Here is a 12,523-nt window from a genome sequence, read left to right as displayed (position 1 = left end):
CTTTTTTATTATGATTAAAGTAAAAACCTGAACATATATTCTATGTTCAGGTTTTTTCTATTTATTAAGTTCTTTAGCAGTAAAGCTAAGTGGAAGTACCTCTTTGAAGAAGTTGTAAACTTCATATGAATTGTTACTTGTCCCTAATATTAGCTCGAAGTCACTATCAGCAAATTCAGCTATTACTTGACGACATACTCCACATGGTGGGCAATAATTTTCTAGATTACCATTTGGACCACCTACTACTGCTATTTTCTTGAATTTTGTCACACCTTCACTTACTGCTTTAAATATAGCTGTACGCTCAGCGCAGTTAGTAGGGGAGTAACTAGCATTTTCTATATTACAACCTGTGTATATTTTTCCATTATCAGCTAAGATAGCAGCTCCAACTTTGAAGTTAGAATAAGGAACATAAGCAAAATTAGTGGCCTCAATAGCGGCTTCAATTAATTTTGTATTTATATCTTTATGAAGATGTATATTTTCTTCTTGTAGAATTTTCGTTACTGTATCAGCAACACCACTTTCTGAATTTGGCTTATCAGTAATGTATCTTGATATTTTTTTTAACTCAGGAACAGCATTCTCCATGGCAACGCTATATTTTACTAGTTTAAGCATTGATTTATCGTTAAGATTATCGCCTATAGCAAGTATATTATCGAGTGGTATATTGTATATCTCAGATATTTGTTTAAGAGCATGCCCTTTTGTAGCATTTTTATCCATAATTTCTATGTTGTTTGGCCCAGATGAGGTTACAGTTATATTTGTATTATCTGCTAATAATTCTTTTGCTTTTTTTAGTTTTTTTAAGTCGTTAGAAATTCCTATAACTTTAATAGGTGGGTTATCTTTTTTATTGAAGAATAATTCAATATCATTTACTTCAGTAACGTGGCCTGCTTTTAGTTTTTCATCCGCTACCTTTCGTAGATACTCGATGTTAGGTGTTTGACCTGTAGCTCTAATTAAATCAGCATAACCTTGAATATCAGTCTCTATACTGTTTGTATAAATAGTATTTTTTGTATATAGTTGAAAGTTTATATCTAAGCCTTTAAGTACAGATGTAGTGTAGTATAAATCCTTTAGCACGATTGGAGTTATACTAATAAGGTTACCATTTTTATCATAAACCATACCACCATTAAAACTAATGACATCACAATCTATATTTTTTTCATTTAATGAAGGAAGAGCCTCATAGTAAGCGCGCCCCGTAGCGACTATAAATATAATATTATTTTCTTGAGCGTAGTTTATTAAGTCAACATTTTCTTGAGAAATTCTATGTTCATTATCTAGCAGTGTTCCATCCATATCGCTAGCAATTAATTTTATCATATATTGTATTAGAAATGATAATAGCCATTCCTATCTCCTTTCATAATGTGTAATTAGATTATATCATAACAATAGATTTATTGTAAGAGTAATTGGAAATATTTACTTAGAGATTAATTTCTATTATAATTAAAAGTTTTGTGATAATATAAAGAGTAGTTAGATTATTTATAGAAAGTGATATAGTATGAAAATAAAAGAAATTATTAGAGGAAATAATTTAGAAGAATTATTTTCTAAAGTAAAGATTGGTTTAGAAAAAGAGGGGCAAAGGGTTCTTAAAGATGGAACTATATCAAAAACTCCCCATCCAAAAGTTTTTGGTCATAGACATGAACATCCATATATTCAGACCGATTTTGCAGAATCACAACTAGAGTTGATTACAACACCGGAAAATAGTGAAAAAGATGTTGTGAGAATTTTGAATGTAATTCATGAGGTTGTATTAAAAAATCTTCCAGAAGATGAATATATTTGGCCACTAAGTATACCTAGTATTTTGCCGAAAGAAGAAGATATACAAGTAGCACAATTTGCTAATGAATGGGATATAAGATATAGGGAATATCTTGTAGAAAAGTATGGCAAATACAAGCAAATGGTCTCTGGTATTCACTATAATTTTCAATTGGATGATGGATTTATGGAAAAAATTTCTGAAGTAACAGGTGTGTCTTTAGTTGAGATGAAAAATAGTGTTTATATGAAACTTGCCAGACAATTTCTTCGTTACCAATGGTTATTAGTCTATTTATATGGAGCGTCACCTATGGCGGAGTCTAAGTATTTTTCAGATAATAAGAAGCCTGGTGACTTTGTTCGTAGTTTGAGAACGAGCCAATATGGTTATGTAAATGAACAGGATATTGTTGTCTCGTATAATAGTTTGGAAGATTATACAAAAGATTTAACAGGATATGTAAAGAATAAAAAGCTTATTGCAGAAAAAGAGTTTTATTCTAGTGTAAGATTTAGAGGAGAGGATACTGTAGCTAAATTCTCTGAAAAAGGTATTAAATATATCGAATTTAGGCTGTTTGACTTAAATCCTTTTGCACCATTTGGTATTTTGGAAAAAGATGTAAGATTTATCCATTTATTTTTAAAAACTTTAGTTTGGATAGAAGAAGCTGATAGAAATAATTCTCAAAAGATAGGTTATGAATATAGTGAAAAAACAGCATTATCTCATCCATTATCGCAATCAGAATATTTAGAAGAAGGATTGTGGATTCTTAAGCAAATGAAAGAATTGGTTGAAGAACTTCATTTACCAGAATGTGACAAACAGCTTATTGAAGAAAAAGAGAATGAGCTTAAGAACCCATCGCTAACTATTGCAGCTCAACTAATAGAAAGATATCAAAAAACTAATAGTGTTACTGTAGGTATGGAGTTAGCTAAACAATATAAAAAAGAAGCATTAAAAGAAAATTATTCATTAAATGCCTATGCTAATATGGAACTTTCTACACAAGCTGTAATAGAGGATGCGATAAAAACGGGGTTAAAAGTTCAAGTAATAGATGAGAACGATCAATTCCTTCGCCTAGAGTACAAAGGTAAGGTGGAATATGTAAAAAATGGAAATATGACGAGCAGAGATAGTTATATTTCGCCATTAATAATGGAAAATAAAGTTGTTATAAAAAAAATATTAGATGAACAAGGTTTTAGAGTTCCGAAAGGCTATGAAATTTCAAACTTAGAGGAGGCTGTACAAATATTTAATTATGTAAAAAGTAAACCAATAGTGATAAAACCTAAAAGTACAAATTTTGGATTAGGTATTTCTATCTTTAAACATGGAACTTCATCTTTAGATGATTATTCTAACGCTGTTAAATTTGCTTTAAAAGAAGATAAAGATATATTAATTGAAGAATTTATAAAAGGAACCGAGTATAGATTTTTTGTTGTAGAAGGAAAGACTCGTGCAGTTCTTTTAAGAGTTCCAGCTAATGTAAAAGGAGATGGACAACATACAATTAGAGAATTGGTTGAAATGAAAAATAAAAACCCTCTTCGAGGTGATGCTAAAAAAACACCATTAAAAAAAATAGAATTAGGTGAGATAGAAAAATTACAATTAAGAGAGCAAGGTTTTAGTTTTGAGACAGTTCTAAGAAATGGAGAGATAGCATATCTTCGAGAAAACTCTAATATAAGTACAGGAGGAGATTCTATTGATATGACAGATGAAGTTCACCAAAGCTATAAAGAACTCGCTGTTAAGATAACGGATGCTATGATGGCAAAAGTTTGTGGAGTTGATTTAATAATTCCTGACATTAAAGAAGAGATAACTAGAGAAAATTATGGGGTAATAGAAGCAAACTTTAATCCTATGATGATGATGCATATTTATCCACATCAAGGAAAAAGTAGAAGATTATCATTGGATATATTAAAAATGCTTTTTCCTGAAAAATTTTAAAAAATTATAATTATCTATATCAAATAGTGCTATTATATTCAGATATGAGTAGAAAAACTCATATCTGAATTTTTATATTTTGAAAAAATGTAAATATTATTTTCTTAAGAAAAATTATTAAATATAAAGAAGTATAATGAACAATGAGAAATAGTAATAATAATGATGAAAATATACCTAAATAAGCTTTTTATATAAAGATGTAAGTATAAATATATTTAAAACGAAAGAAAGCAACACAAGAAATCGTATTCAATGTTTCTATTTAAAAAATACAAACATTTACAAACGTAGTATTAAATGATATAATCGAGTAGTATGCAAAAGGTATACACGTCATATTAAATATTTTTTATTATTATAAAGGAGGTACTAAGATGGTAGGAATTATCATCGCAAGTCACGGTGAATTTGCAGCTGGTATTAAACAGTCTGGAACTATGATTTTTGGAGAACAAGAAAAAGTAGAATCAGTTGTATTTATGCCGAGTGAGGGACCAGAAGACTTGCAAAGAAAACTTCAAGAAGCTATTGCTAAAGTAGAATCTGAAGAAATTCTTTTCCTTGTAGATCTTTGGGGTGGAAGTCCGTTCAACCAAGCGAATAAATTATTCGAAGAAGCTCCAGAGAAAAGAGCTATTGTAGCAGGACTTAACTTACCAATGTTAATTGAAGCGTACGCAAGTCGTTTCACTATGACAACTGCACATGAAATAGCTAAGGCAATTACTGCAACAGCTATCGATGGGGTGAAAGTTCGTCCAGAAGAACTTCAGCCAGAAGCAGCTGCTCCAGTAGTAGCGCAAGCTGCACCTCAAGGAACTATCCCTGAAGGAACAGTTTTAGGAGACGGGAAAATTAAATTTGTATTAGCACGTATTGATACACGTCTACTACATGGGCAAGTTGCTACTAACTGGACAAAAGCAACACAGCCAAACAGAATTATTGTAGTTTCTGATACAGTATCAAAAGATGAATTACGTAAAAAACTTATTGAGCAAGCAGCTCCTCCAGGAGTACGTGCTCACGTAATTCCATTAAATAAACTTGTAGAAGTTTATAATGATCCACGTTTTGGTGATACAAAAGCATTATTATTATTTGAAACACCACAAGATGCTCTTGCAGTTATTGAAAAAGGAGTGGAAATTCCAGAACTTAATGTTGGTTCTATGGCACACTCTGTTGGAAAAGTTCAAATCAACAATGTATTATCAGTAGATCAAGATGACGTTGAAACATATAAAAAACTTCGTGATTTAGGTGTTAAATTTGATGTAAGAAAAGTGTCTAATGATTCACCATCAGATTTATTTAAACTTATTGAAGCTAAAGCTAGCGAAGGTTTAAAATTATAATTAAATAGTATTTAAATTAGGAGGACACAATGGATTTTAGTATTCTATCAGTCGTTTTAGTCCTTGTTGTTGCTTTCTTAGCAGGGATGGAAGGTATCTTAGACCAATTCCAATTCCACCAACCAATTATTGCTTGTTCTTTAGTTGGATTAGCAACAGGACGCTTAACAGAATGTATTATTTTAGGTGGAGCTCTACAATTATTAGCACTTGGATGGGCTAATATTGGGGCAGCCGTTGCTCCTGACGCAGCACTTGCATCAGTTGCATCAGCTATTATTTTCGTAAAAGCAGGAGACTTCTCTTTAGAAGGACGTAATATCGCTATTGCAGCGGCTATTACACTTGCAACAGTAGGATTAGTACTTACTATGGTGGTTCGTACTTTATCAGTAGTTATCGTTCACCAAGCTGACCGTGCGGCAGAAAAAGGGAATTTCCGTGGAGTAGAATTCTGGCACTATGTGGCACTTGCTGCCCAAGGATTACGTATTGCTATTCCAGCAGGATTATTAATGTATATTCCTTCAGAAGCAGTTCAAAAAGGATTAGGATTATTACCAGCATGGTTTACTGGCGGTATGACAGTTGGTGGTGGAATGGTAGTTGCGGTAGGTTTCGCAATGGTAATTAATTTAATGGCAACTAAAGAAGTATGGCCTTTCTTCTTCTTAGGATTTGCATTAGCACCATTAAAAGAACTTACACTAATTGCAACTGGTATCATTGGATTAGTAATCGCAATCGTATACTTAAACCTTTCAGACAATAACAAAGGTGGAGGAAGCGGAAATTCTTCATCAGGTGACCCACTAGGGGACATCTTAAACAACTATTAATAAGGAGGAACTAGAAATGTCAGAGAAAAAAATTACATTAAGTAAAAAAGATCGTCGTAGTGTTATGTTGCGTTCTCAGTTCCTTCAAGGTTCATGGAACTATGAACGTATGCAAAATGGTGGTTGGGCTTATTCTTTAATCCCAGCATTGAAAAAATTATATCCAAATAAAGAAGATGCAACAGCAGCTCTAAAACGTCACTTAGAGTTCTTTAACACACACCCATATATTGCGGCACCAATCTTAGGAGTAACACTTGCTCTTGAGGAAGATAAAGCAAACGGAGCTGATATTGATGATTCAGCAATCCAAGGGGTTAAAGTTGGTATGATGGGACCTTTAGCAGGTATTGGTGACCCAGTATTCTGGTTTACAGTACGTCCAATCTTAGGAGCTATCGCAGCATCTCTTGCAACAGGTGGTTCTATTATTGCTCCATTATTCTTCTTTATCGCATGGAATGCAATCCGTATTGGATTCTTATGGTATACACAAGAACTTGGATACAAAAAAGGAGCAGAAATTACAAGCGACCTTTCAGGTGGTATCTTACAAAAAATTACTAAAGGGGCATCAATTCTTGGTATGTTCGTAATGGGTATTTTAGTTCAACGTTGGACTAATATTAGCTTCCCAATGGTAATCTCTAAAGTTCAATTAGCTGATGAAGCGTATATTCACTTCCCAGGCGAAAAAGAACACGTTACAGGTGGAGTATTACAAGATATTGTAACAAAAGCAGCAAGTGGTAAATTCTCATTGTCACCGGAAAAAGTTACAACATTACAAGATAACTTAAATCAACTTATTCCTGGTTTTGCAGCGTTACTATTAACATTCGTATGTATGTGGTTATTAAAACGTAAAGTAAGCCCAGTACTTATTATCTTTGGATTATTTGCACTAGGTATTTTAGCTCGTGTAGCAGGAATAATGTAATAATCTTTGTAAGCTGGAGCAAAAGTTCCAGCTTACTTTTTTAATTAAAAAATATATAGTATAATAAACTATGAGAAGCAATTAGCATAAGGAGGTGTTATAGTGGTAAAATCAATGAATACTAAAGTAATTTATACAACAAAGGCAAATAGTATGACAGGTTCTATTGGGAATAAACATGGAGATATTATGGTCGGAGATAAGGCTTTTGAATTTTATAATCATAGAAATCCAGAAGACTATATCCAAATTCCATGGAAGGAAATTGGGCGTGTTCGTGCGCAAATGTTTTTTAGGGATAGGTATATAAGAGGATTTTTTATTGATACAAAAAATTCGGGAAGTTTTAATTTTATTGTCAAAAATGCAGGTAAATGCCTTAAAGAGATGAGAACTTTTGTCGGGAATGACAATATAGTACGTAACAAACCTCTGTTCTCATTAAAAAAATTATTCAAAAGAAATAAATAAAAATTGGTTAAGCTTCATGATAAAAATCATAGCTTAACCAATTTTTTTATTCTTCTATATTTGCATACAGCAGTGCTTCATTGTGGTTCAAATCACGAAGTAGAGTATCAGCTTCATGATGTGAGATTTTTTTCTGTATTTTTAGGTTATTAATTTTTTCTTTTTGCATAGCTATTGCCTCAGTTTCAAATTTTCTACTTTCTTCTACATATGAATTAGACGGGGCATTATATAGTGTATAATCAAAGTTATCATAAATATTTTTTAAAAAATCTATAACAAGGCTATTTTCTTTTGTTTTTTGATTTTCAATAATATCAATAGCGTTATAGGTTAGGGAATCAATTATATCAGGGATACTATGTCTAAACTCCTTAATTTGTTGTCTTAGCTCTACATTAGTTTTTAATCTATTTCTTAGGTGTTTTTCAATCCTATGTTGATTAGCAGTAGAGCTTGACATATCATCGGTTGCTAAGTTCAAAAGAACAAGAAGACGTCTGAATTTTCCTTCTAATATACTTAGTTTTAGTGTAATGAATAATTGTTTAAAGACAGAGTAAGTAAGAAGTTTTTTTAACCTCCATTTTCTTACCTCTAGAATATGCCGCAAATGGCGATTATTTTCATATTCAATTAATATTTCATTAATTTTCTTCTGTTCTTCCTTCTCAATAAGAGCAACAAGTTTTTTACTATAATGAACTAATCTTTTTTCATCATTACAAAAATAAATTTGTTGTTCTTGTAGTTTTTTTATTGCAATAGCATAGCCCATACGATTAGGTGTAGTATTTAGATTATTGTAGTATTTGGTTTGTAATTCGTCAATAACTTCACCAAGGATTTTGCTGCGAGCATTATTTAGGAAAATTTCTTCATTTTCTTCTTTTTTTATGGTGATAGGAAGGAAAATAGTCCCAATAATCATGCTTAAAAGAACAACTCCGCTTGCAATAAATAAAATAGCGTCACGCAGTGGAAAGGGTTGGCCTGTGCTTTCCAGTGTTAATGGTATCATAAGGGCTGTGGCTAGTGTAACAGTACCATGAATACCACATAAAGAGCTTATAAGAGCATATTCAAATCTACTATAGTTTCCAATATCTAATTTTTTCGTTTTTAAAAATTCTATTATTTTATTAGAAGTGTTGAATGTATGTGGTTGAAAACTTAAGTAAAATAGATAAACAAAGATAAATCTTGATATAATCAGTGCAATAGTTATAAGTGCTACATAAAGTAAACCAGTTTTAATGTCCAAGTCAGGGAATTTCATCATATTAGAGAAGATATCGGGTAATAAATATCCTAAAAATACAAATACAAAACCATTGAGAATATAACTTACAGTGTCTTGGTTGTAATTTATTGATACTACTCCTTGATTATTAAGTGATTCTCCTTGGAATAAATATTTTTCAAAGTTAAGAAGAATACCAGTAAATACAACAGCTATAATCCCAGATAAGTGGAATTTTTCAGCAGCGAAATAAACTAATATAGGCAATATTACTTGAGTAATAACTAGAATTGTGGGTTCAGAATTCAAAAATTTTCTATTTAGTGATTTTAAAGAAATAGTAACTAGACCTAAAATAATACCAAGAAACATTCCACCAATAGCTGCTATAAAAAATTCTTTTGAAGCATTAGCGAAAGAAAATGTCCCGGTAATAATTGCGGCAAGAGCGATTTTAAATGAAACAATTCCAGCAGCATCATTAAGAAGCGATTCACCTTCTAAGATTGCCATAAGACCTTTTGGTAGCTTCATACCTTTTGTAATAGATTTAACCGCAACAGCATCGGTAGGTGAAAGAATTGCAGCAAGAGCAAATGATGCTCCAAGTGAAATAGATGGAATTATAAAGTTAATAAACGATCCAACAACTAAAACAGTTGCAATAACAAGACCAACAGACATATATACAATAGGACGTTTATAGACCCAAAGTTCACTACGTGATGCTTTATATGCATCGGTAAACAATAATGGAGCAATAACAAGAGCCATAAATGCTTCGGATTCAAATTCAAAATGAAGAGGTATAGGTAAATAAGTTATAAAAAAACCAAGCATGACTTGAAAAAGAGCTGCTGGAATGCGCGGAATATACCTATTAATAAATGATCCAGCAATAACTAGAACGATAAATATAGCTATAGTAAATAAAATTCCCATAAAAATCTCCTTTAGTAGTTTAACTATTTAGACCTGTATAATTTTACCAATAAAAAAAATAACTTTCAAGTAAAATAATTATTTTTTAGATTAGGTGCTTAATAAAAAAATCGTAGAACAAAAACGTTCTACGATTTTTAGTTATTTATCGTCGTCGACTATTTTTATTAGGAGTAGCTATACTAGAATTTCTATTTTGAGAGGTGCTATTACCGTTATTGTCATTATTATTTCTTGTAGAGTTTATTAACGAGTCAAACATTGTAGTTAATGCAGAACGATTATCACGTTGGCGGGTTGCTAATGTTGCTTGATAAACAGCATCTTTTTCTGTTCCGGCATACATATAATCTGTTTCTGTATTTCTATCTTTAGCATATTCTACCCCATCTTTTGTTGCTATTCCAGATGGTTTTTCAAAAGCAGCTGGAGCTTTGTTATCAGATGCTTTTTTCATAACATCTGCCATTATAACCTGTGTCGTTTGTGCCTGATTAGAAGAAAGTGCTTTTGCTGCAGAATCAACTACGTCAGCTCCTTGCCATACGGAGACGGTATATTCAGTTGTATAACCTACCATCCAACTATCTTTTGTTGAATTTATCACGTCTATTCCATACATTCTTTGCGCACTATCATCGAAAGTAGTTGAACCTGATTTACCAGCCATATCAAAGTTTGCTACTTTACCATTAGGAGAAATACCATTGTTAGTAAGTACACCTTTTAGAATATTAGTCATAAGATAAGCTGTTTCTTCTGACATAGCTTTTACAGCATTGTCACGCATACTAGGAAGTTCTTTTCTATTAGCATTAAATACTTTAACAATAGTAGAAGGCTTATTGTAATAACCTTTATTTCCAAAACTTGCAAAAGCTGCAGCCATTTGCAGTGGAGAAACTCCATCAACATTACCTCCGATTGCAGTAGTTGGTTCATCTTTAGTAACTGGAATTCCTATTTTTTTGGCAAAGTGTTTAGCACGTTCATATCCTACTGTTTCAAAAGCACGGACAGCCGGAACGTTATATGACCAAGCTAAGGCTCTACTCATAGGTACGTTACCATGGTATAATCTATCCCAGTTTTGAATAAAGAAGTTAGTTCCGGAAATTTGATATGGGCTATCAGAAAATGTTGTTTGAGAATCCCAACCATAATACTCTATTCCAGGTGCATAGTCAATCAAAGGCTTGATTGCAGATCCAGGTTGTACTTTTGCATCAACAGCGTAATTGTATCCTCCAGCTTTGTAATTTTTTCCTCCACCAATGGCTTCAATAAGGCCAGTTTTAGTATTAAGAACTGTTATTGCTGCTTGAGAGGCATGAGGCTTCATAGGAGAGCGTTGGTTATCAAGCATATCTTGAACATAAATTTGTAATTCAGAATTCAAGTTTGTATAAATTTTTAATCCAAGTGATAAAGGATCGCTCACATTTTCAAAGTTTTTATTTTGTTTTAGTTCTTTTGTTATTTCATCAATATAAGCTGCATATTTAGGATTATATGTATGTTGATTTGCTCTGTCCTCTTTTGATTTTTTTATTAAACCATCAGTAATAGGAGTCTTGACATATTCATTGTACTCTTCTTCTGTGATTTTATCGTTGTTTAACATAGCGTATAAAACGGTATCACGACGGTCTTTAGCTTGTTCAGGATAATCGTAAGGATTGTACTGAATTGGTTGTTGAGGTATGCCTGCAAGAAGGGCTAATTGAGGAACAGTAAGTTCATTAAGCTCCTTATTATAAAAGTATTTAGAAGCAGTTTTTATACCGTATTGACCATCTGAGTAGTAAATCTTATTTAGATACATTTCCAAAATATCATCTTTAGAATATTTATTTTCTAATTTTAATGATAAATATGCTTCTTGAATTTTTCTTTCCATTGTTTTTTCTGAAGTAAGAAGAGAGTGTTTGATAACTTGTTGAGTTATTGTACTAGCCCCCTCACGTGCAGAGTTAGAACGCAAGTTTACAAGAACAGCCTTAGCTAAACGTTTTGGATCAATACCTATATGAGAATAAAATCGTGAATCCTCAACTGACAAAACAGCATCTTTAATACCATCTGGCACATCAGATATAGATACATAATCGCGCTTTTCCGCCCCAACGGTTGCGATTAAGTTTAAGTTTTTATCATATATTTCTGACGATAATGGATCTTGAAGAGTTGCTTTTGTAATATCAGGAATACCTTTAAGCTGAATCGCTAAGAAACCAAGTACCACAAAAAACAAAATGAAACATATCGTAAAAAATATTGAACTTATATATTTAAACAAAGTTTTCATATCAGAAACTCACTTTCATTATTTTTTATAACATCTAAATAATCTAATCTTACTTTGTAATTAAATGATAATTCGAACGCAGTATCTTCAAATTCTGTAATTTTGATTGATTTTCTACCACCATTTTCTGCTCTATTTTTATAGTGTAAAAACTTCTTAAATGGCAAAATAAATGTTCTATTACTCTTTTTAAATCGAACAATAATAAATGTAATACCACCTTGATTTAAAATCTTATCCATATGTTCAATTTGATGCTTATGGATGTTGCTAAGTGAAAATGAAGTAGTAGAATTGGTTTCTTTTGCTTCGAAATCAATATATTTTCCAAACCATAAACCATTATAGTCAGTTGTGGAAGGAACTTTATAAAATGCTTTTGTTATCATAGCACTTTCTCTATTGGGATAGCTGACTTCCACTATTTGAATTGGAATAGGTTTTTTGTGAATAACTGCAATATCATTATTTAAGTAATATTTGTTCGCAAAATTTATATCATCCTCAAGTTCCATCCCTCGATTAGCATAGTTAGTTTTTTGAACAAATTTATTTTTTTTATTAGGATAATTAAACATATATCCCTCCAATTGAGAAGTTATCTATAACATTATACTATATTATGA

Annotated in this window: 9 protein-coding genes; 5 read left to right on the top strand and 4 right to left on the bottom strand. The window is 31.7% G+C overall.

The window, feature by feature from the left end:
- Positions 1-57 precede the first annotated feature (57 nt).
- Positions 58-1,353, bottom strand: coding sequence for a cytidine deaminase (locus O3802_RS07215; protein ID WP_371458927.1), 1,296 nt, complete (start codon positions 1,351-1,353; stop codon positions 58-60).
- A gap of 187 nt (positions 1,354-1,540) precedes the next feature.
- Between O3802_RS07215 and gshAB the strand changes: the two genes are divergently transcribed.
- The 5 genes from gshAB (at position 1,541) to O3802_RS07190 (ending at position 7,404) form a co-directional block, all read left to right on the top strand.
- A complete protein-coding gene (gene gshAB, locus O3802_RS07210) occupies positions 1,541-3,793 on the top strand; it encodes a bifunctional glutamate--cysteine ligase GshA/glutathione synthetase GshB (RefSeq protein WP_371458926.1) in 2,253 nt (750 codons plus the stop codon).
- 377 nt (positions 3,794-4,170) lie between these two features.
- The gene (locus tag O3802_RS07205; RefSeq protein WP_004632815.1) at positions 4,171-5,154 is read left to right on the top strand and encodes a mannose/fructose/sorbose PTS transporter subunit IIA; all 984 of its coding nucleotides are present in this window, start codon (positions 4,171-4,173) and stop codon (positions 5,152-5,154) included.
- A gap of 29 nt (positions 5,155-5,183) precedes the next feature.
- Positions 5,184-5,993, top strand: coding sequence for a mannose/fructose/sorbose family PTS transporter subunit IIC (locus O3802_RS07200; protein ID WP_371458925.1), 810 nt, complete (start codon positions 5,184-5,186; stop codon positions 5,991-5,993).
- A gap of 16 nt (positions 5,994-6,009) precedes the next feature.
- A complete protein-coding gene (locus tag O3802_RS07195) occupies positions 6,010-6,933 on the top strand; it encodes a PTS system mannose/fructose/sorbose family transporter subunit IID (RefSeq protein ID WP_004632811.1) in 924 nt (307 codons plus the stop codon).
- Between the two features lie 102 nt (positions 6,934-7,035).
- Positions 7,036-7,404 (top strand): DUF956 family protein, encoded by a 369-nt coding sequence (locus tag O3802_RS07190; RefSeq protein WP_371458924.1) that lies wholly within the window; start codon positions 7,036-7,038, stop codon positions 7,402-7,404.
- 46 nt (positions 7,405-7,450) lie between these two features.
- Here O3802_RS07190 and O3802_RS07185 read toward each other — a convergent pair whose 3' ends face one another.
- The 3 genes from O3802_RS07185 to recU form a co-directional block, all read right to left on the bottom strand.
- Entirely contained in the window at positions 7,451-9,589 is a 2,139-nt protein-coding gene (locus tag O3802_RS07185; RefSeq protein ID WP_371458923.1) for a cation:proton antiporter, read from the bottom strand.
- Between the two features lie 145 nt (positions 9,590-9,734).
- Positions 9,735-11,897, bottom strand: a complete 2,163-nt coding sequence (locus O3802_RS07180; protein ID WP_371458922.1) for a transglycosylase domain-containing protein — start codon at positions 11,895-11,897, stop codon at positions 9,735-9,737.
- Positions 11,894-12,475 carry a Holliday junction resolvase RecU gene (gene recU / locus O3802_RS07175; protein WP_371458921.1) on the bottom strand — a complete coding sequence of 194 codons (582 nt, stop codon included), beginning with the start codon at positions 12,473-12,475 and terminating at the stop codon, positions 11,894-11,896. Before recU ends, O3802_RS07180 begins: the two co-directional genes overlap by 4 nt.
- Positions 12,476-12,523 lie beyond the last annotated feature (48 nt).

The sequence above is a fragment of the Gemella sp. 27098_8_92 genome (genome assembly GCF_041433685.1).
Classification (GTDB): Bacteria; Bacillota; Bacilli; order Staphylococcales; family Gemellaceae; genus Gemella.
The sequence above is the reverse complement of the archived record's forward strand: the minus strand, read 5'-3'. Positions and strand labels throughout refer to the sequence as shown.